26 protein-coding genes are annotated in these 23,822 nt (G+C 65.5%); 3 read left to right on the forward strand and 23 right to left on the reverse strand.

Annotated elements, in window-relative coordinates; translation table 11 throughout:
- Positions 1 to 4: 4 nt before the first annotated feature.
- From nuoK to AC3A5N_RS07970, 16 genes are all read right to left on the reverse strand, one after another.
- Positions 5 to 310 carry an NADH-quinone oxidoreductase subunit NuoK gene (gene nuoK / locus AC3A5N_RS07895; protein WP_119512137.1) on the reverse strand — a complete coding sequence of 102 codons (306 nt, stop codon included), beginning with the start codon at positions 308 to 310 and terminating at the stop codon, positions 5 to 7.
- Positions 307 to 930, reverse strand: a complete 624-nt coding sequence (locus tag AC3A5N_RS07900) for an NADH-quinone oxidoreductase subunit J (RefSeq protein WP_487736757.1) — start codon at positions 928 to 930, stop codon at positions 307 to 309. Before AC3A5N_RS07900 ends, nuoK begins: the two co-directional genes overlap by 4 nt.
- A 27-nt stretch (positions 931 to 957) precedes the next feature.
- Positions 958 to 1,443: an NADH-quinone oxidoreductase subunit NuoI gene (gene nuoI, locus AC3A5N_RS07905; RefSeq protein WP_203106903.1), complete on the reverse strand. Its 486-nt coding sequence runs from the start codon at positions 1,441 to 1,443 to the stop codon at positions 958 to 960.
- A complete protein-coding gene (gene nuoH / locus AC3A5N_RS07910; RefSeq protein ID WP_487736758.1) occupies positions 1,440 to 2,498 on the reverse strand; it encodes an NADH-quinone oxidoreductase subunit NuoH in 1,059 nt (352 codons plus the stop codon). The genes nuoI and nuoH overlap by 4 nt, the downstream gene beginning before the upstream one ends.
- On the reverse strand, positions 2,495 to 4,492 hold the full coding sequence (gene nuoG, locus AC3A5N_RS07915) for an NADH-quinone oxidoreductase subunit NuoG (protein WP_487736759.1): 1,998 nt from the start codon (positions 4,490 to 4,492) through the stop codon (positions 2,495 to 2,497). The genes nuoH and nuoG overlap by 4 nt, the downstream gene beginning before the upstream one ends.
- Positions 4,492 to 5,166, reverse strand: coding sequence for a hypothetical protein (locus AC3A5N_RS07920; protein ID WP_487736760.1), 675 nt, complete (start codon positions 5,164 to 5,166; stop codon positions 4,492 to 4,494). Before AC3A5N_RS07920 ends, nuoG begins: the two co-directional genes overlap by 1 nt.
- Before the next feature lie 59 nt (positions 5,167 to 5,225).
- Positions 5,226 to 6,518 (reverse strand): NADH-quinone oxidoreductase subunit NuoF, encoded by a 1,293-nt coding sequence (gene nuoF / locus AC3A5N_RS07925; protein WP_487736761.1) that lies wholly within the window; start codon positions 6,516 to 6,518, stop codon positions 5,226 to 5,228.
- Positions 6,518 to 6,655: a hypothetical protein gene (locus AC3A5N_RS07930; RefSeq protein WP_487736762.1), complete on the reverse strand. Its 138-nt coding sequence runs from the start codon at positions 6,653 to 6,655 to the stop codon at positions 6,518 to 6,520. Before AC3A5N_RS07930 ends, nuoF begins: the two co-directional genes overlap by 1 nt.
- The gene (locus tag AC3A5N_RS07935) at positions 6,655 to 6,843 is read right to left on the reverse strand and encodes a hypothetical protein (protein WP_487736763.1); all 189 of its coding nucleotides are present in this window, start codon (positions 6,841 to 6,843) and stop codon (positions 6,655 to 6,657) included. Before AC3A5N_RS07935 ends, AC3A5N_RS07930 begins: the two co-directional genes overlap by 1 nt.
- On the reverse strand, positions 6,843 to 7,511 hold the full coding sequence (gene nuoE / locus AC3A5N_RS07940; RefSeq protein ID WP_487736764.1) for an NADH-quinone oxidoreductase subunit NuoE: 669 nt from the start codon (positions 7,509 to 7,511) through the stop codon (positions 6,843 to 6,845). The genes AC3A5N_RS07935 and nuoE overlap by 1 nt, the downstream gene beginning before the upstream one ends.
- Positions 7,504 to 7,683 carry a hypothetical protein gene (locus AC3A5N_RS07945; RefSeq protein ID WP_147391768.1) on the reverse strand — a complete coding sequence of 60 codons (180 nt, stop codon included), beginning with the start codon at positions 7,681 to 7,683 and terminating at the stop codon, positions 7,504 to 7,506. The genes nuoE and AC3A5N_RS07945 overlap by 8 nt, the downstream gene beginning before the upstream one ends.
- Positions 7,680 to 8,894, reverse strand: coding sequence for an NADH-quinone oxidoreductase subunit D (locus AC3A5N_RS07950; RefSeq protein WP_487736765.1), 1,215 nt, complete (start codon positions 8,892 to 8,894; stop codon positions 7,680 to 7,682). The genes AC3A5N_RS07945 and AC3A5N_RS07950 overlap by 4 nt, the downstream gene beginning before the upstream one ends.
- Positions 8,894 to 9,787 carry an NADH-quinone oxidoreductase subunit C gene (locus AC3A5N_RS07955; RefSeq protein ID WP_487736766.1) on the reverse strand — a complete coding sequence of 298 codons (894 nt, stop codon included), beginning with the start codon at positions 9,785 to 9,787 and terminating at the stop codon, positions 8,894 to 8,896. Before AC3A5N_RS07955 ends, AC3A5N_RS07950 begins: the two co-directional genes overlap by 1 nt.
- 10 nt (positions 9,788 to 9,797) lie before the next feature.
- The gene (locus tag AC3A5N_RS07960; protein ID WP_487736767.1) at positions 9,798 to 10,382 is read right to left on the reverse strand and encodes a NuoB/complex I 20 kDa subunit family protein; all 585 of its coding nucleotides are present in this window, start codon (positions 10,380 to 10,382) and stop codon (positions 9,798 to 9,800) included.
- A complete protein-coding gene (ndhC, locus tag AC3A5N_RS07965) occupies positions 10,373 to 10,747 on the reverse strand; it encodes an NADH-quinone oxidoreductase subunit A (protein WP_487736768.1) in 375 nt (124 codons plus the stop codon). The genes AC3A5N_RS07960 and ndhC overlap by 10 nt, the downstream gene beginning before the upstream one ends.
- A 151-nt stretch (positions 10,748 to 10,898) precedes the next feature.
- The gene (locus AC3A5N_RS07970; RefSeq protein ID WP_487736769.1) at positions 10,899 to 12,329 is read right to left on the reverse strand and encodes a coniferyl aldehyde dehydrogenase; all 1,431 of its coding nucleotides are present in this window, start codon (positions 12,327 to 12,329) and stop codon (positions 10,899 to 10,901) included.
- Between the two features lie 142 nt (positions 12,330 to 12,471).
- Between AC3A5N_RS07970 and AC3A5N_RS07975 the strand changes: the two genes are divergently transcribed.
- Positions 12,472 to 13,668 (forward strand): thiolase family protein, encoded by a 1,197-nt coding sequence (locus tag AC3A5N_RS07975; RefSeq protein ID WP_487736770.1) that lies wholly within the window; start codon positions 12,472 to 12,474, stop codon positions 13,666 to 13,668.
- Positions 13,669 to 13,764: 96 nt separating this feature from the next.
- On the forward strand, positions 13,765 to 14,193 hold the full coding sequence (locus AC3A5N_RS07980) for a hypothetical protein (protein WP_487736771.1): 429 nt from the start codon (positions 13,765 to 13,767) through the stop codon (positions 14,191 to 14,193).
- A gap of 66 nt (positions 14,194 to 14,259) precedes the next feature.
- Here AC3A5N_RS07980 and mce read toward each other — a convergent pair whose 3' ends face one another.
- From mce to AC3A5N_RS08005, 5 genes are all read right to left on the reverse strand, one after another.
- A complete protein-coding gene (mce, locus tag AC3A5N_RS07985) occupies positions 14,260 to 14,721 on the reverse strand; it encodes a methylmalonyl-CoA epimerase (RefSeq protein WP_487736772.1) in 462 nt (153 codons plus the stop codon).
- A 9-nt stretch (positions 14,722 to 14,730) separates the two neighbouring features.
- Positions 14,731 to 16,263, reverse strand: a complete 1,533-nt coding sequence (locus AC3A5N_RS07990; protein ID WP_487736773.1) for an acyl-CoA carboxylase subunit beta — start codon at positions 16,261 to 16,263, stop codon at positions 14,731 to 14,733.
- A gap of 108 nt (positions 16,264 to 16,371) precedes the next feature.
- Entirely contained in the window at positions 16,372 to 17,721 is a 1,350-nt protein-coding gene (gene gor / locus AC3A5N_RS07995) for a glutathione-disulfide reductase (RefSeq protein WP_487736774.1), read from the reverse strand.
- A 76-nt stretch (positions 17,722 to 17,797) separates the two neighbouring features.
- Complete coding sequence (locus tag AC3A5N_RS08000) at positions 17,798 to 18,496, reverse strand: CDP-alcohol phosphatidyltransferase family protein (protein ID WP_487736775.1); 699 nt, start codon at positions 18,494 to 18,496, stop codon at positions 17,798 to 17,800.
- A gap of 87 nt (positions 18,497 to 18,583) precedes the next feature.
- Complete coding sequence (locus AC3A5N_RS08005) at positions 18,584 to 19,963, reverse strand: DEAD/DEAH box helicase (RefSeq protein WP_487736776.1); 1,380 nt, start codon at positions 19,961 to 19,963, stop codon at positions 18,584 to 18,586.
- 338 nt (positions 19,964 to 20,301) lie between these two features.
- Between AC3A5N_RS08005 and AC3A5N_RS08010 the strand changes: the two genes are divergently transcribed.
- Positions 20,302 to 21,402, forward strand: a complete 1,101-nt coding sequence (locus AC3A5N_RS08010; protein ID WP_487736777.1) for a mechanosensitive ion channel family protein — start codon at positions 20,302 to 20,304, stop codon at positions 21,400 to 21,402.
- 1 nt (position 21,403) lies between these two features.
- On the opposite strand, the gene AC3A5N_RS08015 is transcribed toward AC3A5N_RS08010, so the two are convergent.
- Entirely contained in the window at positions 21,404 to 22,822 is a 1,419-nt protein-coding gene (locus AC3A5N_RS08015; protein WP_487736778.1) for a PAS domain S-box protein, read from the reverse strand.
- Positions 22,823 to 22,914: 92 nt separating this feature from the next.
- On the reverse strand, positions 22,915 to 23,820 hold the full coding sequence (locus AC3A5N_RS08020) for an SGNH/GDSL hydrolase family protein (RefSeq protein ID WP_487736779.1): 906 nt from the start codon (positions 23,818 to 23,820) through the stop codon (positions 22,915 to 22,917).
- Positions 23,821 to 23,822 lie beyond the last annotated feature (2 nt).

The raw sequence follows: 23,822 nt of genomic DNA on the forward strand, positions 1-23,822 counted from the left end.
GAGCTTATCCCTTCATCCGGTTGACGTCGTCGACAGCGATTGTGCCGCGGCCGCGGAAGTAGATGACGAGGATCGCCAGCCCGATCGCCGCCTCGCCGGCGGCGACGGTCAGCACGAACATCGCGAATACCTGCCCCGTCATGTCGCCGAGGAAGGCGCTGAAGGCGACAAGATTGATGTTCACCGCCAGCAGGATCAGCTCGATCGCCATCAGGATGACGATCACGTTCTTGCGGTTGAGGAAAATCCCCAGGACGCCGAGCACGAACAGGATCGCGCTGACGACGACGTAGTGTTCTATGCCGATCACAGCTCGACCCCCTTGCCCACTTCGGGGCGCTTCATCTCGGTCGCCTCGTCCGGGCGGCGGCGATTCTGCTTGCCGATGTTTTGGTGGCCCCGCGCGCCCTTGGGCTGCTCGCGGTGCGTCAGCACGATCGCGCCGACCATCGCGACCAGCAGGATCAGGCCCGCGGTTTCGAACAGGAACAGGTATTCGCCGTAGAGCACCGCACCGAGGCTCTCGATGTTGGTCCGGTCCATCAGGGGAGCTGCGCTGCCGTCCGGCACGCCCAGTTCGATCGCACCCGCGCGGTAAGCGCCGATGCCGAGCACCAGCTCCGCGAGCAGCACGAGCGCGATGGCAATACCGAGCGGGAAGTTCTTCACGAACCCCGCACGCAGCTCGGCGAAATCGATGTCGAGCATCATCACCACGAACAGGAACAGCACCGCGACCGCGCCGACGTAGACGATCACCAGCAACGCGGCGATGAACTCCGCACCGACGATGATCATCAGCCCCGCTGCGTTGAAGAACGCGAGGATCAGCCACAGCACCGAATGCACCGGGTTGCGCGCCATGATCGTGAACACGGCGCTCGCGATCACGAGAAACGCGAAAAGATAGAAGGCTAAGGTCTGGATCATAATGCCCCGATCGGTCTCGCGCGCCGCCTAGCGGTAGGGCGCATCGGCTTCAAGGTTCGCCGCAAGCGCGCGCTCCCACTTGTCCCCGTTGGCCAGCAGCTTCGCCTTGTCGTAGAGCAGTTCCTCGCGCGTTTCGGTCGAGAACTCGAAGTTCGGTCCCTCCACGATCGCATCGACCGGGCAAGCCTCCTGGCAGAAGCCGCAGTAGATGCACTTGGTCATGTCGATGTCATAACGCGTGGTGCGGCGGCTGCCGTCCGCGCGCGGCTCGCTCTCGATCGTGATCGCCTGCGCGGGGCAGACCGCCTCGCACAGCTTGCACGCGATGCAGCGTTCCTCCCCGTTGGGATAGCGGCGCAACGCATGCTCGCCCCGGAAGCGCGGGCTGATCGGGTTCTTCTCGAACGGATAGTTGATCGTCACCTTGGGCTTGAAGAAGTACTTCAGCGTGAGGGCATGGGCCTTCACGAACTCCCACAGGGTGAACGACTTTATGAGATGGGCGACGCTCATGCGGCGACTCCGTAACGGGTGAACATCAGCCAGCCGGAAATGAGCACCACGAACAGCAGGCTCAGCGGCAGGAAGACCTTCCAGCCCAGGCGCATCAGCTGGTCGTAGCGGAAACGGGGGACGGTGGCCTTCACCCAGCTGAAGATGAAGAAGAACAGGAAGATCTTGGCGAAGAGCCAGATCCAGCCCGGAATGTCGAACCACGGGATCAGGTCTACGTTCAGCGGGGGCAGCCAGCCGCCGAAGAACAGGATGGCGTTGAGCGCGCACATCAGCAGCACGTTGGCATATTCGCCCAGCCAGAAGAGCGCGAAGCTCATCGAGGAATACTCGGTCTGATAGCCAGCGACGAGCTCGCTCTCCGCTTCAGTCAGATCGAACGGCGCCCGCGCCGTCTCCGCCAGCGACGAGATCAGGAACATGATCCACATCGGGAAGAGAAGCAGGTTGAAGAAGAACCCGTTGACCAGCCCGAAACCGTGGCCGCGCTGTGCCTCAATCATATCGTTGAGATTGGTCGTCCCGGCATAAAGAATTACGCAGATGAGAATGAAGCCGATCGACACTTCGTAACTGATCATCTGCGCTGCCGCGCGCATAGCGGAGAAGAACGGATACTTCGAGTTCGAAGCCCAACCCGCGATCACCACGCCGTAGACGCCGAGCGAGCTGATCGCCAGCACGTAAAGCAGGCCGATGTTGATGTCGGCAAGCACGGCTTCCGGCCCGAAGGGGATCACCGCCCAGGCAAGCAGCGCGACGGTGAAGGTCACGATTGGCCCGATCAGGAACAGCCCCTTGTTCGCGGCCGAAGGGATGATCGTTTCCTGCAGGAACACCTTGAGGCCGTCGGCGAAGCTTTGCAGCAGGCCGAAGGGGCCGACCACGTTGGGTCCGCGCCGCAGCGCTATGGCGGCCCAGATCTTGCGGTCGGCATAGATGATCATCGCCACCGCCAGCATCAGCGGCAGGGCGATCAGCAGGACACCGGCGAGCGTGGCGACGAACCACGCCCATTCGTAGGTCATGCCGAGCGATTGGAAGAACGCGGTCATTCCGCCGCCTCCAGGATTTCCTCGCCGTGGAGAAGTTCGGCCGAGCACCGCTGCATCACGGCGCTCGCGCGGGCGATCGGGTTGGTCAGATAAAAGTCCTTGATCGGGTAGGAGATCGCGCCCTTCACCTTGACCGCCTTGGCCTTGGGCAGCTCACCGTAGTCGGCAAGGCCTTCGACGCCCAGTGCAGGGACTTCCGCGATCATCGCAGCCTGCAATTCGGCGAGGCTGTCGAAGCCGACCTCGACGCCAAGCGCGTCGGCAAGCGCGCGCAGGATCGTCCAGTCCTCCCGCGCGTCGCCGGGCGCGAACACGGCCTTCTCGGCAAACTGCACGCGCCCTTCGGTGTTCACGTAAGTCCCGTCCTTCTCGGCATAGCTCGCCGCGGGAAGGATGATGTCCGCCGCGTGCGCGCCCTTGTCGCCGTGATGGCCGATATAGACCTTGAGACTCTTGCCGAAAGCCGACCAGTCGACCTCGTCGGCGCCGAGCGCAAGCACGACCTTGGGCTCGGCCTTCACCACATCCGCAATGCCGCCCTTCTGCGCATAGCCGAGCATGAGCCCGCCCATCCGCGACGCGGCGGTGTGCAGGACGTTGAAGCCGTTCCACCCTTCCCTGCTCCAGCCCTGCGCGAGCGCAAGGGCAGCCTGGAAGGCGCCCGCCGCGAGGCCGCCGGCGCCGACGATCACCGCCGGGCGCTCCGCTTTCTCGAACAGTTCGGCGACTTCGGAGGGAAGATCGCCGAGCACGCTCACGTCGTCGCCCAGGAACTCGGCGGGATAAGTCGTATCCCAGCGCGGACCGACCACGAAGATCTTCGCCCCGCGCTTGACCGCCTTGCGCAGGCGGACGTTCACGAGCGCCGCTTCCCAGCGGACGTGGCTGCCGACGATCAGGATCGCATCGGCCGTCTCGATCCCGGCGAGAGTCGAGTTGAAGTTCACTGCGGCGAGATTGTCGGTCGGATAATCCAGCCCGGTCTGCCGTCCCTCGAGCAGGGTCGAACCGAGCGCGCCGAGCAGCTTCTTGGCCGCGAACATCGTCTCGCAGTCGACCAGGTCGCCGGCGATCGCGGCGATGCTGCTGCCCGGCTTGGCCCTGGCGATCGCCTTGAACGCGTCTTCCCAGCTCGCCGGCTGCAGCTTGCCGCCCCTGCGGATCCACACCCGATCGAGCCGGCGCCGCGTGAGCCCGTCCACCATGTAGCGGCCCTTGTCGCTGAGCCACTCCTCGTTGACGTCGTCGTTGATGCGCGGCAGCGCCCGCATGACCTCGCGCCCGCGGCTGTCGAGGCGGATGTTCGCGCCGACCGCGTCGCTGACATCGATGCTCAACGTCTTCTTCAGCTCCCACGGCCGCGCCTCGAAGGCGTAGGGGCGGCTGGTCAGCGCGCCGACCGGGCACAGATCGATCACATTGGCCGAAAGCTCGTGCTTCGCCGCGTGCTCGAGGTAAGTGGTGATCTGCATGTCCTCGCCGCGATAGAGCGCGCCGATCTCGTCCACGCCGGCGATCTCCTCGGAGAAGCGCACGCAGCGGGTGCAGTGGATGCAGCGGGTCATGATCGTCTTGATCAGGGGGCCCATGTACTTCTCAGTTACCGCGCGCTTGTTCTCGTGATAGCGCGAGCCGCCGCGGCCGTACGCGACCGCCTGATCCTGCAGGTCGCACTCGCCGCCCTGGTCGCAGATCGGGCAATCGAGCGGGTGGTTGATGAGCAGGAACTCCATCACCCCTTCGCGCGCCGTCTTGACCATTTGGCTGTCGGTGCGGATCTCCTGCCCGTCGGCAGCGGGCAGCGCGCAGCTCGCCTGCGGCTTGGGCGGCCCCGGCTTCACTTCGACCAGACACATGCGGCAATTGCCGGCGATCGACAGCCGCTCGTGATAGCAAAAGCGCGGAATCTCCTTCCCCGCCAGCTCGCACGCCTGCAACACGGTCGCGCCGTCGGGGACCTCGATTTCCTGACCGTCTACGGTAACTTTAGGCATCAGCCTGCCTTTCCGAGGTTGATCGCGTAATAGACCACTTCGGCGAGCTGGTTGCGCAGCGTGGGCGCGCTCAGCTCCAGTTGCTGTCCTTCCATCACGCATTGCCGAAAACTCGGGGCCATCGCGACGACGGCCGCTTTTTCCTCCGCGCCACCGGGCTGAGTAGCGAACAAACCCTGTATCGCAGTCGGGTGATGACCCATTACGCAGCCGGCGAAACCAAGAGCAAAGACGCGCGTGGTCTCGGTCGAGCGCGCGCCGTGAAAGCGTTCGGCCACGAAAATGCCCTCGTCGCCAAGCGAGAGCAGTTCGGGCGATATTTCGACCTCTTCTTCTCTCAACAAATTTTCAGCAAGCGCTCCCCGCAGCGCCGAGTGCTCGAACAGCATGGTCATGGTCCCACGGGCGCGGTTTGCGTTGCCGACCGTCGACATGTCCATATCGGGCATGCACCGCCCGATTTTCTTTTCGAGTTTGGCGAACGTGGCCGTCTCCGCTTTCGAGGCGGGAACGCTGGCCAAGTATGCGCGCACTTGCTCCGGCTTGTCTTTCACGATGCAGCGCGCGGTGCGCATCATGGTAGCCTCGGGCGCGGCACTCACCGCGACCTCGCGTGAATCGGTAGGCACTCGCTTCAGGCGAAATCCGCGCGGATCGCTGTAGTCCTGGGCCACAGCGGGAAGCGCCGCGGCCGCCGCGAACATCGCGACTAGTAGAGGGCACAAACGCCTCATCATTCCGCCGCCTCCGCGAATTGCGCGTTATGCTCCTCGATCCGCCGTTCCAGTTCGGGGCGGAAGTGGCGGATCAGCCCCTGGATCGGCCAGGCGGCGGCGTCGCCCAGAGCGCAGATGGTATGGCCTTCTACCTGCTTGGTGACCTGCTGCAGCATGTCGATCTCTTCGATCGCCGCATCGCCGGTGCGCAGGCGCTCCATGACGCGCCACATCCACCCGGTGCCTTCGCGGCAAGGGGTGCACTGGCCGCAGGACTCGTGCTTGTAGAAATAGCTGATCCGGCTGATCGCGCGGACGATGTCGGTGGACTTGTCCATCACGATCACCGCCGCGGTGCCGAGGCCCGAGCCGAGCGCCTTGAGCCCGTCAAAATCCATCGGGCAGTCCATGATCTGCTCGGCGGGAACGAGCGGTACGGAGGAGCCGCCGGGGATCACCGCCAGCAGATTGTCCCACCCGCCGCGAATGCCGCCGCAGTGTTTTTCGATCAGCTCGCGGAACGGGATGCTCATCGCTTCCTCGACCACGCAGGGCTTCTCGACATGACCGCTGATCTGGAACAGCTTGGTGCCCGCGTTGTTCTCGCGTCCGAAGCTGGCGAACCATGACGCGCCACGGCGCAGGATCGTGGGGACGACGGCGATCGATTCGACGTTGTTGACCGTGGTTGGACAGCCGTAGAGGCCCGCGCCGGCCGGGAACGGCGGCTTGAGGCGCGGCTGGCCCTTCTTGCCTTCGAGGCTCTCGATCATCGCGGTCTCTTCACCGCAGATGTAGGCACCCGCCCCGCGGTGCAGGAACACGTCGAAGTCGTAGCCCGAACTGCTGGCGTTCTTGCCGATCAGCCCGGCGTCGTAAGCCTCGTCGATCGCCGCCTGCAGCGTTTCGGCCTCGCGGATATATTCGCCGCGAATGTAGATGTAGGCCGCCCGCGCGCGCATCGCGAAGCCGGCCACCAGCGCGCCTTCGATCAGCTTGTGCGGATCGTGGCGGATGATCTCGCGGTCCTTGCACGAACCCGGCTCGGACTCGTCGGCGTTGATGACGAGGAAGCTCGGACGCCCGTCCTTGCTTTCCTTGGGCATGAACGACCACTTGAGGCCGGTCGGGAAGCCCGCCCCGCCGCGACCGCGCAGGCCCGATGCCTTCATCTCGTCGATGATGGCGTCCTGCCCGCGCCCGATCAGCGCCTTGGTGTCGTCCCAGTCGCCGCGCGCCTGCGCCGCCTTCAACCCCCAATCCTGGAAGCCGTAGAGGTTGGTGAAGATGCGATCCTTGTCGGCCAGCATCACATGGTCCCTTGCGAAACGAAATAGATCGCGGCCACCGCCACCAGGACGATGGCGCCGAACTTCACGAGGCCGGCCAGCACCTTCCAGGCGATGAAAATCAGCACGAGCGCGACGAGAATGGCGACAACGTCCATTACTTGCCGCCCCTCTCGTGCCGTTCGCGTATCTCGCGGCTCTTCGACTGGCTCGCGGAAATGGCGAGGAAGGCCGCACCGATCGCCACGAAGGCGCCGCCAAGCGCACTGTTGCCACTCGCGATGAAGGCCAGCGCGCAAGCGATGAACGCGACTCCGGCGAGTTGGAGCATTCGGGGCTGGGACATCACCACTCACCTCGATAATCGTGGTTCTCGGTGACCATTTCCCTGAGCGTCGTCGGCCCGCCGACGGGCTCGCTGGTGTGCCGCCCCGGCTCCTGGGTGCCAGCCTTAGGCTGGCGGCCCGCCGCGAGTTCGTCGAGGACGTGATCGAGCCGTTCGGGCGTCAGGTCTTCGTAATTGTCGTCGTTGATCTGGACCATCGGCGCGGTAGCGCAGTTGCCGAGGCACTCGACCTCGGTCAGCGTCCACAGCCCGTCTTCGGAGACGTGGCCCTTCACCATGCCGCGCTTCTTGCAGGTTTCGATCAACCCGTCCGAGCCGCGCAGCATGCACGGCGTCGTGCCGCAGACCTGCACGTGGAAGCGGCCCACCGGCTGGAGGTTGTACATGAAGTAGAACGTCGCGACCTCGAGCACGCGGATGACCGGCATCTCGAGATAGCGTGCGACGTACTCGATCACCGGCAGCGGCAGCCAGCCCTGCGTGTTCGTTTCCTCACCCACCTGACGCTGGGCGAGGTCGAGCAGCGGCATGACCGCCGAGCGCTGGCGCCCCTCGGGATAGCGCGCGATCGCGGTGTCGGCCTTCGCCTTGTACACGGGCGAGAACTCGAATGAGCCCCAGCGCTCGCGCAGCTCGGGGGTATCGGGTGCGGGGGAGCGGTCAGCCATTGATCAGCTTTCGTTCCAGATAGCGGCCGACATAGAGGCCGACGACGGCGGCAAATGCCGTTGAGAGGACTTCCTTCAAGCTCGACTGGCCGTGCACCGCCAGGAGATAGGCCGCGACGGCCGAAGCGAAGGCGGCGAACGCCGCGACGAGGATGAACAGTTCGCGGATCACCGGTCGCACTCCCCGAACACCACGTCGATCGCGCCGAGGATGGCAGTCGCATCGGGCAGCATGTGGCCCTTCGACATGAAATCCATCGCCTGCAGATGGCTAAATGCGGTCGGGCGGATCTTGCAGCGGTAGGGTTTGTTCGACCCATCGCTGACCAGGTAGACGCCGAACTCGCCCTTCGGGCTCTCGGTCGCCACGTAGACTTCGCCGGCGGGCACGTGGAAGCCTTCGGTGTAGAGCTTGAAGTGGTGGATCAGCGCTTCCATCGACTGCTTCATCTCGCCGCGCTTCGGCGGGGAGACCTTGCCGTCGGTGCTCTGCACCGGCCCTTCAGGCATCTCGGCGAGGCACTGCTTGATGATCTTCGCGCTCTCGTAGACTTCCTTCACGCGGACCATGAAGCGGTCGTAGCAGTCGCCATTGTTGCCGACCGGAATCTCGAAATCCATGCGGTCGTAGACGTCGTAGGGCTGGCTCTTGCGCAGATCCCAGGGAATGCCGGATGCGCGGATCATCGGCCCCGAGAAGCCCCAGCGGATCGCGTCCTCCTTGCTGACGACGGCGATGTCGACGTTGCGCTGCTTGAAGATGCGGTTGTCGACGACGAGGCTCATCGCGTCCCCGAACAGCTCCGGCAGACGCTTGTCGACCCAATCACCGATGTCGGCGAGCAGCTTGAGCGGGGCATCTTCATGCACCCCGCCGGGACGGAACCAGGCGGCATGCATCCGCGCGCCCGAGACCCGCTCATAGAAGTTCATGCAATCTTCGCGCAGCTCGAAGAGCCACAGGTTCGGCGTCATCGCACCCACGTCCATGACGTGGCTGCCGATGTTGAGCATGTGGTTCTTGATGCGCGTCAGTTCGGCGAACAGCACACGCAAATACTGCGCTCGCAGCGGCACCTCAACGTTGAGGAGCTTCTCGATCGCGAGAACCCACGAATGCTCCATGCACATCGGGCTGCAGTAATCGAGCCGGTCGAAATACGGCAGCGCCTGCAGATAAGTCTTGTGCTCGATCAGCTTCTCGGTGCCGCGATGAAGCAGCCCCACGTGCGGGTCGATCCGCTCGATGATCTCACCGTCGAGTTCCATCACCAGTCGCAGCACGCCGTGTGCCGCCGGGTGCTGGGGCCCGAAGTTGATCGTGTAGTTGGAGACGGCCTCGCCTTCGGTGGTCGGCGAGGATTCCTGAATCAGGCCCGCCATCAGTCTTCTCCGTTTTCTTCGGGCTCGGTCGCGCCGGAGGTGTCGCGCGCGGTTTCCTTGCGCGGCTTCCTGTCCGGACGACCCTCGGTCGGCTTCGGCGCATCGGGCTCGTCCTGCCCGGTATCGACTGGCGCCGGGTTGGCGTCGCCCTGCCCGGCTACCGAGCCGCTCGACCGCTCCGCCGGCGCGACCTTTTCAGCCGCCTTGGCGTTGGTTGTCTCGCCGGCGCCGGTTTCGCTCTTCTTCTCGGTCGTCTTCACTTCGTCGACCGGTGGCGTCTCCGCCTTCTCGTCGCCCGGCAGCACGTAGTTCGCGCCTTCCCATGGGCTCATGAAATCGAACCGGCGCAGGTCTTGCGGCAGGTCGACCGGCTCGTACACGACGCGCTTTTCCTCCTCGGAATAGCGCAGTTCGATATAGCCGGTGAGCGGGAAGTCCTTGCGGAAGGGATGCCCCTCGAAACCGTAGTCGGTGAGGATGCGGCGCAAGTCCGTATTGCCCTCGAACAGCACGCCGTAGAGATCGAACACCTCGCGCTCGAGCCAGCCCGCGTTGGGCCACAGCGTGGTGACGGTCGGCACCGGCGTCTTCTCCGACGCGGTGACCTTCACCATCACGCGGTGGTTCTTCGTCACGCTCAGCAGCATGTAGACCACCTCGAAGCGCTCCGCGCGCTGCGGGTAGTCGACCCCCGCAATCTCCATGAGCTGTTGGTACTGATGCTCGTCGCGCAGCAGGCGCAGCGCATCCTCGATGCGCGCCCGCTTCACCGTCAGCAGGATCTCGCCATGCTCCTCATGCGCCTCGACGAGCATGTCGCCGAGCGCGGTCGAAAGCGCGGCCTGCACGCCTTCGTTGGAGGCGAATCTGGGGGCGGAATGAACCACGGTCATCGTGAGCCAATCACCTCTCAATAGTCCCTTCGCGGCGAATCTTCCGCTGGAGCTGCATCACGCCGTAGAGCAGCGCCTCGGCGGTCGGCGGGCAGCCGGGCACGTAGATGTCGACCGGCACGATGCGGTCGCACCCGCGCACGACGCTGTAGCTGTAGTGATAGTAGCCGCCGCCGTTCGCGCAGCTCCCCATGGAGATGACGTACTTCGGGTCCGACATCTGGTCGTAGACCTTGCGCAGCGCCGGGGCCATCTTGTTGCACAGCGTGCCCGCGACGATCATCACGTCCGACTGGCGCGGGCTGGCGCGCGGGGCGACGCCGAAGCGCTCCATGTCATAACGCGGCATGTTCACGTGGATCATCTCGACCGCGCAGCAGGCGAGGCCGAAGGTCATCCACCACAGCGAGCCCGTGCGGGCCCACTGGAACAGGTCCTCGGTGCTGGTGACGAGGAAGCCCTTGTCGTTCACCTCGGTCTGCAGCGCGCGGAAGTAATCTCCGTCTGGCTGGCGCACGTCACCGCCGCGTGCGGTCGGCGCATCGTGCAGTGCCGGGTTGAGCTTCGGGCGCGTCGGGCTGTGGTCTACTCCCATTCCAGGGCTCCCACTTTCCAGGCGTAGGCAAGGCCCACGGCAAGTTCGAACAGGAAGATCATCATCGTGATCCAGCCGGGCCATCCGGTCAGGTCGAGGCTGACGGCCCAGGGAAACAGGAACGCCGCCTCCAGATCGAACACGATGAACAGGATCGCGATCAGGTAAAACCGCACGTCGAACTGGCTGCGTGGATCCTCGAACGCGGGAAAGCCGCACTCGTACTCGCTCAGCTTCTCGGCGTCGGGATTGTGTGCCCCGGTCAGTCGCGAGACGCCCATCGGCAGGAAGACGAACGCTGCCGACAGGCCAAGGGCGATGATCAGGAAGATCAGTATCGGAAGGTATTGGCTCAGGTCGACCACGCTTGTTCCTTGGCGGTTTTCCTAGGGGCGATTCCCATCGGGACGGATGTTGCGCGCCCGCCTCTAGGCCCCTCGCCCGCATGGTGCAAGGGCATGGAAATGCGAACGATTCGCAACAGTTGGCGGGCGGCGGTGGCCCGCGGAGGAACCGCTATTTCATCATGGTTCGAACGGCCTTTTCGGTCGCGGCGCCATAAGGGGGCTTGAACCCGCCGAGCTTGGCGATGTCGACCTTCGGCTGGGTGTAGACGCTGCGCGCGTGGCTGAACTCACGGAAGCCCTCGACCCCATGGTAGGAGCCCATCCCGCTCGGGCCGACCCCCCCGAACGGCAGGTCCTCCATCGACACGTGGAAGACCACGTCGTTGACCGTCACCCCACCTGAAATTGTCCGCCTCAGCACCTGTTCGCGCTCCCCGGCGTCCTGGCCGAAATAGTAGAGACCAAGCGGCCGGTCGCGCCGGTTCACGTAATCGATCGCTTCGTCGACGTCCTTGTAGGTTTTCACCGGCAACACCGGCCCGAAGATCTCTTCCTGCATCGCCTGCATGTCGTCGGTGACGCCCCGCAGGATGGTCAGCGGCATCTTGCGCGCGTTGGTATTGCCGAAATCCTCGCCCCCCGGATTGACCTCGATCACCTCGGCGCCTTTGTCGCGCGCGTCGGCGACGAGGGCCTGCAGGCGATCGAAGTGCCGATCGGTCACGACCGAGGCATAGTCCTCGTTCTCGAGCAGGGTCGGATACATCTTATGGACGCCCAGCTCGACCGCCGCGATCGCCGCGTCCTCCTTGTCCTCGGGAACGTACATATAGTCGGGCGCGAGGCAGATCTGGCCCGCGTTCAGCATCTTGCCGAGCGCGATCCGCTCCCCCGCCTGCTCGAGATTGGCGCTGCGGCCGAGGAACACCGGCGACTTCCCGCCGAGCTCGAGCGTTACCGGGCACAGGTTGCGCGCCGCGGCCTCCATCACCTTGCGCCCCGTCGCGGTGGAGCCGGTGAAAACGAGATGGTCGAACGGCAGCCCGGAGAATTCGTGCGCGACCTCTGGACCGCCGGTGACGAAGGCGGCTTCCTCCTCCGCGAAATACTTCGCGCACAGCTCCGCCGAAAGCTCCGAAGTGCGCTCGGTGAATTCGCTCGGCTTGATCATCGCCCGGTTGCCCGCGGCGAGCACCTGCATCAGCGGCCCGAAGCTGAGATTCACCGGGAAGTTCCACGGGCTGAGTATCCCGATGATGCCCTTGGGCTCGTAGCGCACCTCCGCCTTCGCGCCGAGCAGGCCGAGCGGGAACTGCACGTGCCGCTTCTCCGCCCTCGCCCACTTGTCGAGATGCTTGAGGCAGTACTTCCCGAAGTTCGCCGTCCCCGCAATATCGGTGATCATCGACTGGTGGGGGCTGCGATTTCCGAAGTCGGCGCTCATCGCGTTGCACAAGGCATCGGCGTTTTCCTTGAGCAGCGCGATCGCCCGCTTCACCCGGTCGCGGCGCACGTCGAGCCCTTCGGGCCGCGCGACGGTGAAGGCATCGCGCTGCTTGTGCAGCAGGGCCGCCATTGCGGACTTCGGGGATTCGGCCATCGCTCTCTCCACTGGTTTCTCTTTGCTACCGAGTGTTTACCAGACCCTCGCCTTTGACAAGCGATCGCGCGATTTGCCTTTGCCGCACTGCAACATTACCTAGGCCGCCAAGACACGAGTCCAACCGAAAGGCATTCTCCCGATGGCCCAGTTCTCCGCCGCCGATCCCGTCGTGATCCTCTCCTACGCGCGCACCCCGATGGGCGGCATGCAGGGCGCCCTGGCGGACGTCTCGGCGACCGATCTCGGCGCCACCGCGGTCAAGGCCGCGGTCGAGCGCGCCAGCGTTTCGGGCGAGGACGTCGAACGGATATACATGGGCTGCGTGCTCCCCGCCGGCCTCGGCCAGGCGCCGGCCCGCCAGGCGGCGATCAAAGCCGGCCTGCCCAAGTCGGTTCAGGCGACGACGGTGAACAAGGTCTGCGGCAGCGGCATGCAGACGGTCATCATGGGCGCGGAAGCGCTCGCCTCGGGCACGATCGACGTCGTCGTGGCGGGCGGCATGGAGAGCATGACCAACGCGCCCTACCTGCTCAAGAAGCACCGCTCCGGCGCGCGCATCGGCCACGACACCGCCTACGATCATATGTTCCTCGACGGGCTCGAGGATGCCTACGAAGCGGGCCGGGCGATGGGCACCTTCGCGCAGGAGACCGCGAACGAATACCAGATGACCCGCGAGGAAATGGACGACTACTCGATCGAATCGCTCCGCCGCGCAAATGCGGCGATCGAGAGCGGCGCCTTTGCCGACGAGGTCGTCCCGGTGACTTTCACGACTCGCGCCGGGGAAACGGTGGTCGATACCGACGAGCAGCCGGGCCGCGGCAAGCCGGACAAGATCCCGACTCTTCGGCCCGCGTTCGCCAAGGACGGCACGATCACCGCCGCCACCTCCAGCTCGATCTCCGACGGCGCCGCTGCCGTGGTCCTGACCCGCGAGAGCGTCGCGAAGGACAAGGGCCTCGCCCCGGTCGCGAAGATCGTCGCCATGTCAGCGCATGCGCAGGAGCCTGCGAAATTCACGGTCGCCCCGATCGGCGCGATCCAGAAGGTGCTCGACAAGGCAGGCTGGTCGGCCGACGACGTCGACCTGTGGGAAGTCAACGAAGCCTTCGCCTGCGTGGCGATGTTTGCCATGCGCGACATCGGCATCCCGCACGAGAAGATCAACGTCAACGGCGGCGGCACGGCGCTCGGCCACCCGATCGGGGCGAGCGGCACGCGTATCATCGTCACTCTGCTCAACGCGCTCAAGCGCCAGGGCAAGAAGCGCGGCATCGCCTCGCTATGCATCGGCGGCGGCGAGGCCACGGCAGTGGCGGTCGAACTGGTCTGACACCCGCAACCGGGGACACCCGGCGCAGATCGTTTGCCGTGCGCGGTCCGCAGGAGTATCATCGCCTAACCTCCAGGAAATAAGGAGATCTGGGAGATGAGAAGCCTTGTTCTGATCGCTGCGACGGTCGCACTGTCCGCCTGCTCGCAGAGCGCCGACGAAACGCCGGCGCCGGCCGAAACGACCGATGCGGCAGCGGCTCCGACCGGCTCCGCGGGAGCTACTGGGGGAACGTCCGCGCTGGCCGCCGCAGATGCCGCCGGCACCTACACCGTGACCTGGGCGGACGGGACGACCACCAGCACGATCATCAATGCCGACGGCACTTACGTCGACATGATGGAAGACAAGGAAACGGCGCGCGGCGTCTGGGCGGTGAAGGAAGGCAAGAGCTGCCTGACACCCGAAGGCGGTGCGGAGCTGTGCTGGACCGACAGCGCCCCCGCGGCCGACGGAAGCTGGACCGCCACCGCCGACGACGGCACCACCGTCACGGTCGTAAAGGCCGACGCCGCGACGAGCTGATACGAGAAGCACCGGCGGGGCGGCAGCACACCGCGCCGCCGGCGTTTCCTTCGACGACGGAGCGGATCAGTGCCCGGCGGCCATGCCGGCTTTTGGCGTTTCCATGATCTCGGTAAGCTGCCCCATCATGTCTTTCGGGTGGACGAAGAAGATCGGCGTGCCATGCGCGCCGATCCGCGTCGGGCCGAGGATACGCTTGCCCTTCCCCTCGAACCATTCGCGCGCCGCCGCGATATCCTCGACCTCGAAGCAGACATGATGCTGTCCGCCGAGCGGGTTCTTCTCGAGGAAGCCGCGGATCGCGGAGTCCTCGCCCAACGGCTCGATCAGCTCGATCTGTGTGCCGTTCATGCCCCCAGGACCATCAGCGCCGGTCGGTGTGTTGACGAAGCAGACCTTCACCCCCTGCTCGGGCAGGTCGAAGGGCTCGGTGATGTCGGTCGCACCCATCGCCTCGCGATAGTGCGCTATGCTGTCGGCAATGGACGGCGTCGCGACGCCGATGTGGTTGAGACGGCCGAGTTTCATCGCATCACCTCACAAGGGAATGTTATCGTGCTTCTTCCACGGGTTCTCGAGCTGCTTGCCGCGTAGCTTGCGCAGGCCGAGCGCGATGCGCCGCCGGGTGGAGTGCGGGTAGATCACCTCGTCGATATAGCCCCGCGATGCGGCGACGAACGGATTGGCGAAGCGGTCTTCGTATTCCTTCGTCTTTTCCGCGATCTTTTCCGGATCGTCGCGGTCCTGGCGGAAGATGATCTCGACCGCGCCCTTGGCGCCCATCACGGCGATCTCGGCGGTCGGCCAGGCGTAGTTGAGATCGCCGCGCAGATGCTTGGAGGCCATCACGTCGTAGGCGCCGCCGTAAGCCTTGCGGGTAATCACGGTGATCTTCGGCACGGTCGCCTCGGCATAGGCGAACAGCAGCTTGGCGCCGTGCTTGATGATCCCGCCGAGCTCCTGGCTGGTGCCGGGAAGGAAGCCGGGCACGTCCACGAACGTCAGGATCGGAATGTCGAACGCGTCGCAGAAGCGCACGAAGCGCGCCGCCTTCTTGCTCGAGTTGATGTCGAGCACGCCCGCCAGCACCATCGGCTGATTGGCGACCACGCCCACGGTGCGGCCCTCCACCCGGCCGAAGCCGCACAGGATATTGCCGGCATGCGCCGGCTGGATCTCGAAGAAGTCGCCTTCGTCGAGCACCTTACGGATGACTTCGTGCATGTCGTAAGGCTGGTTGGCGTTGTCGGGGATGAGCGTGTCGAGCGACCGCTCCTCGCGGTCCCACGCATCGGCGGTCGGCCGCTGGGGCACGTCCTCGCGGTTCGACAGCGGCAGGTAGTCGAAGAATTTGCGCGTCGAGAGCAGCGTCTCGATATCGTTCTCGAACGCCAGATCGGCGACGCTGGTCTTGGTCGTATGCGTCACCGCGCCGCCCAGTTCCTCCTGCGTGACCACTTCGTTGGTGACCGTCTTCACCACGTCGGGCCCGGTCACGAACATGTAGGAGCTGTCCTTCACCATGAAGATGAAGTCCGTCATCGCCGGCGAATAAACCGCCCCGCCCGCGCACGGGCCCATGATCAGGCTGATCTGCGGCACCACGCCGCTGGCGAGCACGTTGCGCTGGAACACTTCGGCATAGCCGCCGAGAGAGGCGACGCCTTCCTGGATGCGCGCGCCGCCGGAGTCGTTGAGGCCGATCACGGGCGCGCCGACCTTCAGCGCCATGTCCATCACCTTGCAGATCTTCTCCGCATGGCGCTTCGACAGCGATCCGCCGAAGACGGTGAAGTCCTGGCTGAAGACATAGACCAGGCGGCCGTTGATCGTGCCGCTGCCGGTGACGACGCCGTCGCCCGGGATCTTCTGGTCCTGCATGCCGAAATCGACGCAGTCATGCTCGACATAAGTATCGAGCTCCTCGAAGCTGCCCTCGTCGAGCAGCACGTCGAGCCGTTCGCGCGCGGTCAGCTTGCCCTTGGCGTGCTGCGCGTCGATCCGCTTCTGCCCCCCGCCCAGGTGAGCGGCTTCCCGGCGGCGTTCCATTTCGGCGATATTGGCGGACATCCTGACCCCTGATCTTGCGGTGGCGGAGGCCTAGCGGGCGGCGCAAGCGAGCGTCAATCTTTCATGCACGTGACACGAGCCCCTGCCTCACGGGGCTCGTGTCGGGGCTCACCGCATCAGGACCAGTTCTTCCGCCATCGTGGGATGGATCGCGACCGTCGCGTCGAAGTCCGCCTTGGTCAGCCCGGCCTTCACCGCCACGGCGGCGGCCTGCATGATTTCGGCTGCATCGGGCCCGATCATGTGGATGCCCAGGATGCGGCCGGAGTCCTCATCGCAAATCATCTTATAGAGCGCCCGCTCGCTGCGGCCCGCGAGCACGTTCTTCATCGGCCGGAAGTCGGACTGGTAGACGCGCACCGAACCGTACGTATTGCGCGCCTCGCCTTCCGTCAGCCCGACGCCGGCGAGCGGCGGATGGCTGAACACGGCGGCGGGGATGCAGCTATGGTCGACTTTCGTCCGCTTCCCGCCGAACACGGTGTCGGCGAAGGCCTGCCCCTCGCGGATCGCAACGGGGGTGAGTTGTACGCGGTTCGTGACGTCGCCCACGGCGTAGATGTGATCGGCGCTGGTCTTGCTGTACTCGTCGACCACGATCTCGCCCCCGTCGCCCAGCTTCACGCCGGCCTTGTCGAGCCCCAGCCCTTCGGTGTTGGGCACCCGACCGGTGGCGAACAAGACGGCGTCGACGACGAGATCGTCGTGATTGGTCATGGAGACCTTCAGGCTCCCGTCGTCGTTCTGCTCGATCCCGCGGAACTCGGCATGGAAACGGAAGTCGATGCCCTTCATCACGCTGATCTGCAGCAGCCGGTCGCGCAGCGCCGCGTCGTAGCCGCGCAGCAGAACGTCCGACCGGTTGATGATCGTCACCTGGCTGCCGAACTCGTTGAAGATGCCGGCGAACTCGTTGGCGATATAGCCACCGCCGGCGATCAGGATGCGCGGCGGCAGGGCATTGAGATGGAACGCCTCGTTGCTGGTGATGCCCAGCTCGTTGCCGGGGCAGTCGGGCACGTGTGGCCGCGCGCCCGTCGCGATCAGGATGTGCTTCGCGGTGACTTTCCGCCCGCTCGCGAGCGCGATCTCGTGCGGCCCGGTCAGTTCGGCGCGTTCGTTGATGATCTCGACGCCGTGGTTCTCCAGCGTCTCGGTATAGAGGCCGTTCAGCCGGTCGACGTCGCGCAGGACGTTGTCGCGCAGCGTGGCCCAATTGAACTTCGGATTGTCGATCGTCCACCCGAAGGCCCTGGCGTCTTCCAGATCCTCCGCGAAATGGGCGCCGTAGACGAGCATCTTCTTGGGCACGCAGCCGCGGATGACGCAGGTGCCGCCGACCCGGTGCTCCTCCGCTATGGCGACCTTCGCCCCATGCGCCGCGGCCACGCGGCTCGCGCGTACCCCGCCCGAACCGGCACCGATGGTGAAGAGGTCGTAGTCGTACTGGTCCGCCATGTGCGCGCGCTCCTTGGTTGGAGGCGCGATATGGCTGGCCCGCGGACGATTGCCAACCGTGCCACGTTCAAATGGGTCAGTCGCAGCGGCGGTGGGCCGGCGGTTCTTCCTTTGCCAGTCGGCGCGCGGTCGACGCAGTCTGCGTTGCAAAGAGTGCGATCAACAGCAGGCCCACGCTGCCGACGAACAGGTCGAAAACGTTGAGCTGCCAAATGATCGGGTTCTCCGGCCCGGCGATCAGCATCGCCAAGGTCAAACCGATCAGGATCAGGCGCAACTCGGTGGGGCCGGCGTTGAGGTAGGACAGTCTGAGCTCGCCGAGCACGCGCACCGAGAGGAACGCATGGATCGACATGAGCAGGTATCCGACGAGCGCGATAAGGGCGACCTCCATCTCGACATGGGAGCTGAGGCCAATGCCCACGACCACGAGCATGGTCGCGAAACCGTCACAACTATGATCCAGAAAATAGCCGTAGCGCGGACGTTCGATCTTGCGGAAGCGTGCCAGACTACCGTCGAGCGAATCGCCGAACCAGTGGACCACGTAACCGGCGATAGACAGCCACAGCCAGCCCGCGTCGAGATTGCTTGCCAGGTAACCAGCGAAGACGAGGACGGCGCCGAACATGCCGGTGAAAGTCAGCATGTCGGGCGTCACCCACGGGGGCATCGCGGCGCAGAGGCGGTTGAGAATCCGCCGCTCGACGCGAGCGATCAGGTTTTCCTGAATACGCTCGATCGGCGCCGCTGTGGCGTTGGAAAGTGGTTCCATCACAAGTCGCCCGTTGCTGGCTGGGTCGCGCAAAAGAAGCGCATTACCGGTGCGTAGGCGGTGAAGTCCAGCAAAGTAACGCCGGTCTTAACCTTGCGCGCCCCGTCCCGAGCGTCCCCGACGCCGCTGTGAACGGCCGCGGCCGGCGCCTTCGCTCCGTTCGCCCGCACCGTGGGACTTGCCCGCGTGATTCGGATGCTGGCGCTTGGGCTTGCGCTGTTCGCCCCCGGCAGAGCGTGCCTCGCCCCGCGGCTTCACCGCGACACGCTGGCGCGGCTGGCGCGGCTCGGGCTTGGTCGGCCCGACGCCTTCGACCACCGCGCGGAAGTTCGCCGGCAGGTCGAGCCGGGTGAATTCCGCGTCGGTCACCTTGCGGATGTCCTTCAGGTAGGCGCGCTCGTCCTCTGCACAGAAGGCGATCGCGATCCCGTCCGCTCCGGCGCGCGCGGTGCGGCCGATGCGGTGGACGTACTGCTCAGGCACGTTGGGCAGCTCGTAGTTGATGACGTGGCTCACGCCCGGAATGTCGATCCCGCGCGCAGCGACGTCGGTGGCGACGAGGACCCGCGTCTTGGCAGAGCGGAAGTCGGCCAGCGCACGCTCACGCTGCGGCTGGCTCTTGTTGCCGTGGATCGCATTGGCGGCGATGCCGACTTGCGCCAGCTTCTTCACCACGCGGTCCGCGCCATGCTTGGTGCGGGTGAAGACGAGCACACGCTCGATCTTGCCCGGCACCGGATGGCGGCCGGCGAGGATCATCTCGATCAGCGTCTGCTTCTCGTCCTGCTGGACCATGAACAGGTACTGGTCGATCCGCTCGGCCGTCGTGCTTTCCGGCGTCACCGAGACCTGGACCGGGTTATGGCAATACTGCCCGACCAGGTCCTTGATCTGCTTCGGCATCGTCGCGCTGAAGAACAGCGTCTGGCGCTCCTTCGGCACGAGCTGACTGATCTTGCGCAGCGCGTGGATGAAGCCGAGGTCGAGCATCTGGTCGGCCTCGTCGAGGACAAGGATCTCGACCCCGCCCAGCCCGAACGCCTTCTGGTCGATCAGGTCGAGCAGGCGGCCCGGCGTGGCGACGAGGATGTCGGTCCCGCGGTGGAGCTTGTTGCGGTCCTTGCTGACCGAAGTCCCGCCGACGATCGACTGGACCTTCAGGCCCGCAAGCGCGCCGTAATCCTTGGCCGACTGGGCGATCTGCCCGGCCAGCTCGCGCGTCGGGGCGAGCACCAGCATGCGGCACGACTTGAACGGCGTCTGCCGCTCCGCGTCGCGCAGCCGGTCGATCGAGGGCAGCATGAAAGCCGCCGTCTTGCCGGTGCCGGTCTGCGCGATCCCGAGCAGGTCGCGCCCTTCGAGCACGGGCGGAATGGCCTGCGCCTGGATCGGCGTGGGCGTGTTGTAACCCTTCAGGTCGAGCGCCTGGAGGACGGGCTGAGACAGCCCGAGTTGTTCGAATGTCATGTTGTTATTGAACTCGCAAAATATGCGGCGCGCAGCCGAAATGGCGCGCGCTCGCGGTGGTTGTCAAAACCGCCCGCGTGAAAAGGGAAGTCTCTTGGGTAAACCGAAGTGCGGCCGGGGCGTCCCTGTCTCGGGCCGCCGCTTCACGCTGGCACGCGCGCTTCGCTGAGGCCGCAGATGGGGGCAAAAGCCGCCAAAGTCAATGCCGCACGTGAGCCCGGCCAGACCGCGGCCGGGCAACGAAAGGGGAACCGGGTCCCGCTGCAACCGATTCCATCTAGGAGGGCGCGGCGTGCCGGCGCGTCTCCGTCCGACCTCAAAGCAACCGGAGCTCCCCCATGTTCGACCCCCTCGTCGATGCGATCGACCGCCAGACACAGGCCCTGTCCGACCCCTGGAGCATCATCGCCGTCGCGCTGGTGGCGACGCTCGCCGCGCTCCTCGCCCACTGGATCGCGTTCCGCGTGCTGCGCCGCGTGGCCCGGCGCAGCGACAGCGATTCCGACAACGTCCTCGTCCGCTGCCTCGCCCGGCCTACGCGCGTCGCCCTGATCGCGCTCGCGCTGGTGCTCGTCGCGCGGGAGGTCCCCGCGCTCGATTCCGTGTGGCAGAAGATCGCCAGCTTCGTCATGCCCGCGCTGGTGGGCTGGATCGCGCTCGCGATCCTCCACGCGCTGGTCGAGGCGATGAAGCTGCGCGCAGACATCACCGTGGCCGACAACCTCGCCGCACGCCGCCAGCGCACCAAGCTGACCATGTTCAGCCGTATCGCGACATTCCTGATCGTGTTCATCACCGTCGGGCTGATGCTGCTCTCCATCCCCGGCGTGCGCGACGTCGGGCTGACGCTCGTCGCGTCCGCGGGGCTCGCGGGTCTCGCAGTGGGTGCCGCCGCCCAGCCGGCGCTCAGGTCGCTTATCGCAGGCGTGCAGATGGCACTGACAGAGCCGATCAACATCGACGATGTCGTCATCATCAACGGCGAGTGGGGCCGCATCGAGGACATCCGCACGACCTATGTGGTGGTCAAGATCTGGGACGAGCGGCGCCTGATCGTCCCCACCTCCCGCTTTCTCGAGGATACGTTCCAGAACTGGACCAAGAAGACCGCGCAACTGCTCGGCACGGTCGTGCTCTACCTCGACCCCGCGGCCAAGATCGCGCCCATCCGGGCCGAGTTCGAGCGCCGGATCAAGGCGAACCCCCGGTGGGACGGGCGCGTGCAGGTGGCACAGGTCACCGAAACCCACCGCGACGCGATCGAGCTGCGGCTGCTGATGAGCGCGGCGGATTCGGGAACCCTGTTCGACCTGCGGTGCGACATTCGCGAAGAGATGCTCGACTGGATCGCGGACAACTGCCCCGATGCGTTCCCTAAGAACCGCCTCGCCGCGCCCGATCCCATCGGTCTCGAACTGGAAAGCCGCAAGGCGGCGTGAATCACTCCGCTACTGCGGCGGCTTCCGCCTCGACTTCGGCCGTGTCCGAGCCGTCTCCTGAGAACACCTTCTCCGTCGTCACGATGCGCCAGACGACTCCCTCGGGCGCATAGTCGAGCGTCACCTTGCCGCGCAGCGCCATTTCCGGATTGCGCGTGATGATGGCCGTGCCGAAGCCCTTATGTCTCGGGCGGCTGACCGGCGGTCCGCCGCTCTCGCGCCATTCGATTTCGAGGCGGCGCTCGCCCTCGGCCTGGGCAACGCTCCAGCGTAGCGACACCTTTCCGGTGTCGCTCGAGAGCGCGCCGTATTTCATCGCATTGGTCGCCAGTTCGTGGATCGCCAGCCCCAGCGCCTCGGCCGCGGTCGGCTTCAGCACGAGGCCTTCAGGTCCGTCGAACGCGACGCGGCCGTCCGAGGAATCGACGACGTGGAGCATCTGCGACTTGCAGATCGCGTCAACCGCCGCGCCTGACCAGTTGCTCTTGGTCAGCAGGTCCTGGTTTGCCGCGAGCGCGGTGATCCGGCGAACCAGCGCTTCGGTCAGCTTCCGATCGGCGTCGCCCACCGTGCGGTGGACGATGGCCTGGATCGTCGCCAGAATGTTGCGTGCGCGGTGATTGACCTCGTTCATCAGCAGCCGAATGCGTTCGTTGGTCTCGCGCTCCTCCGTGATGTCGGTGTTGGTACCGCACCAGAACAGCAGATTACCCTTCTCGTCGCGCACGGGCTGCGCGCGCGACAGGAACCAGTGGTATGTGCCGTCGGCGCCGCGCAGCGGATAAGTGTCCTCCCACGGCTCGCCCCTGGCCCAGGTCTCCCGGATGCTTTCGATCACCCGTTCGGCATGATCCGGATGCACGACCTCGTGCCAGCCCCAGCCTCTCGCGCTTTCCGCGGTGGTGCCGGTGAACTCATACCAGCGCCGGTTGTACCAGAAGACACTCCCTTCGCTGTCGGCCATCCAGGCGAGTTGCGGGATGTTGTTCGCGAGCGCTTCGAGCTGCCGCTGGCTGCGCAGCAGTTCGGTACGCAGGCTGGTCTGCTCGCGCAGATCGTTGGCGATCTTGGAAGCGCCGATGATCCGGCCGGACTCGTCGCGGATCGGCGACACGGTGATCGCCACGGGGATCTCGGACCCGTCGACGCGCTGCCGCACGGTCTCGAACTTGGGGACCAGCTCTCCGCTGCGGACGCGCGCGAGGATCCGGTCCTCTTCGTCCTGCCGGTCAGCCGGGATGATCCGTCGGATCGACTTTCCAAGCATTTCCGAAGCCGAGATGCCGAACAGCCGCTCGGCCGCGGCATTCCAGCTCAGGACATTGCCGTCGAGATCCTTCGACACGATCGCGTCTGAGGAATGGTCCACGATCGCGGCGAGGTGCGCGTCGCGAAAGCTGCTGGTTCGCCCCACTTTCACCAGCGGTGAATACTATGGATAACCATCCAGAAACAATGGCACATTTGTTAACTGGAGCGGGAGGCGCGCCTGGCCTCTGAAAGCCGCCGGTTTCACACCATGCCGAGCTGCGCCGCCGCGACCTGCTGCAGCGCCTGCGCGACCCTGGCGGGCATGCCGAGGTCGCGGGCCGCCTGCTCGTCCGGGCCAAGCGTACGCGGATCGATGCCGGTGACATAGCCGAACACGACCAGCGCTTCGAGGTACGACCCATCGATGCTCGCGTGATACTGGTCGTAGCTCCACAGGTCGATCTGGCCGAAGGTCCGCCCGTCGTAGGGGTTGGGATCGGCCACGCCGCGCCACATGGCGCGGTTCCACGCCTCTCCCACAGGGATCACGCCGTCGATCTCGGGCGAGGCCGCGTCGGCAATATCCATCGCCCGCCGCAGATCGAGCGCCATTGCGGCGACTGGCCGGCCGTACCAGTGCCCGTCCTCGCGGTAGACCTGGTCCGCGCGCGACCACGCCGCCATCAGGTAGACGTCCACGGCCGGGTTGGCGCGGGTGAACATCTGCGCCAGCGCCGGTGCATCGGCCAGCGTCTGCGCGGGGTCGCCCGGCCGTTCGGGGTCGAGCACCGAATACTGCTGCATCACCACCACGTCCCACGGCGCTTCGATCCTGTCGCGCCGCTCGTTGAGATGGAAGCCCAGCGTCGATCCCCCGCGCGTCTCGTGCGAAACTTTCCACGCCTGGTCCGCCTGCTCGGCGAAGCGCGCGAAAAGCGCCGGAATCCCGCCCACACCCTCCCCGTTCAGGTCGGTCACGCTCTCCGGCCGGTAATGCATGACAGCCGATGTCGCGCCCTGGGTGAAACTATTGCCGATGAACAGGATTCTCCGCGCCTCCTCGGCGGACGCGGGGGACGCCAACGCCAGCAGGGCGGCGAGCGCTGCGATAAGCGCCTCTATCGGCAGAAAGCCCCTTCGGCGCTTGATAATGCCCTCTTTCGTCATCC

The organism is Pelagerythrobacter sp. Soil_C_18 (assembly GCF_057657235.1).

Excerpts from the sequence above, each read along its gene's own strand:
- AC3A5N_RS08005 (WP_487736776.1), bottom strand. The coding sequence starts at position 19,963 with ATGACATTCGAACAACTCGGGCTGTCTCAGCCCGTCCTCCAGGCGCTC.
- nuoF (WP_487736761.1), bottom strand. The coding sequence starts at position 6,518 with ATGCTGGCCGACAAGGATCGCATCTTCACCAACCTCTACGGCTTCCAG.
- nuoG (WP_487736759.1), bottom strand. The coding sequence starts at position 4,492 with ATGCCTAAAGTTACCGTAGACGGTCAGGAAATCGAGGTCCCCGACGGC.
- nuoE (WP_487736764.1), bottom strand. The coding sequence starts at position 7,511 with ATGGCTGACCGCTCCCCCGCACCCGATACCCCCGAGCTGCGCGAGCGC.
- AC3A5N_RS07975 (WP_487736770.1), top strand. The coding sequence starts at position 12,472 with ATGGCCCAGTTCTCCGCCGCCGATCCCGTCGTGATCCTCTCCTACGCG.
- AC3A5N_RS07950 (WP_487736765.1), bottom strand. The coding sequence starts at position 8,894 with ATGGCGGGCCTGATTCAGGAATCCTCGCCGACCACCGAAGGCGAGGCC.
- AC3A5N_RS07970 (WP_487736769.1), bottom strand. The coding sequence starts at position 12,329 with ATGGCCGAATCCCCGAAGTCCGCAATGGCGGCCCTGCTGCACAAGCAG.
- AC3A5N_RS08000 (WP_487736775.1), bottom strand. The coding sequence starts at position 18,496 with ATGGAACCACTTTCCAACGCCACAGCGGCGCCGATCGAGCGTATTCAG.
- mce (WP_487736772.1), bottom strand. The coding sequence starts at position 14,721 with ATGAAACTCGGCCGTCTCAACCACATCGGCGTCGCGACGCCGTCCATT.
- AC3A5N_RS08010 (WP_487736777.1), top strand. The coding sequence starts at position 20,302 with ATGTTCGACCCCCTCGTCGATGCGATCGACCGCCAGACACAGGCCCTG.
- AC3A5N_RS08020 (WP_487736779.1), bottom strand. The coding sequence starts at position 23,820 with ATGACGAAAGAGGGCATTATCAAGCGCCGAAGGGGCTTTCTGCCGATA.
- AC3A5N_RS07980 (WP_487736771.1), top strand. The coding sequence starts at position 13,765 with ATGAGAAGCCTTGTTCTGATCGCTGCGACGGTCGCACTGTCCGCCTGC.
- nuoI (WP_203106903.1), bottom strand. The coding sequence starts at position 1,443 with ATGAGCGTCGCCCATCTCATAAAGTCGTTCACCCTGTGGGAGTTCGTG.
- AC3A5N_RS07955 (WP_487736766.1), bottom strand. The coding sequence starts at position 9,787 with ATGACCGTGGTTCATTCCGCCCCCAGATTCGCCTCCAACGAAGGCGTG.
- AC3A5N_RS07990 (WP_487736773.1), bottom strand. The coding sequence starts at position 16,263 with ATGTCCGCCAATATCGCCGAAATGGAACGCCGCCGGGAAGCCGCTCAC.
- gor (WP_487736774.1), bottom strand. The coding sequence starts at position 17,721 with ATGGCGGACCAGTACGACTACGACCTCTTCACCATCGGTGCCGGTTCG.
- AC3A5N_RS07960 (WP_487736767.1), bottom strand. The coding sequence starts at position 10,382 with ATGGGAGTAGACCACAGCCCGACGCGCCCGAAGCTCAACCCGGCACTG.
- AC3A5N_RS07930 (WP_487736762.1), bottom strand. The coding sequence starts at position 6,655 with ATGGACGTTGTCGCCATTCTCGTCGCGCTCGTGCTGATTTTCATCGCC.
- AC3A5N_RS07900 (WP_487736757.1), bottom strand. The coding sequence starts at position 930 with ATGATCCAGACCTTAGCCTTCTATCTTTTCGCGTTTCTCGTGATCGCG.
- nuoH (WP_487736758.1), bottom strand. The coding sequence starts at position 2,498 with ATGACCGCGTTCTTCCAATCGCTCGGCATGACCTACGAATGGGCGTGG.
- AC3A5N_RS07935 (WP_487736763.1), bottom strand. The coding sequence starts at position 6,843 with ATGTCCCAGCCCCGAATGCTCCAACTCGCCGGAGTCGCGTTCATCGCT.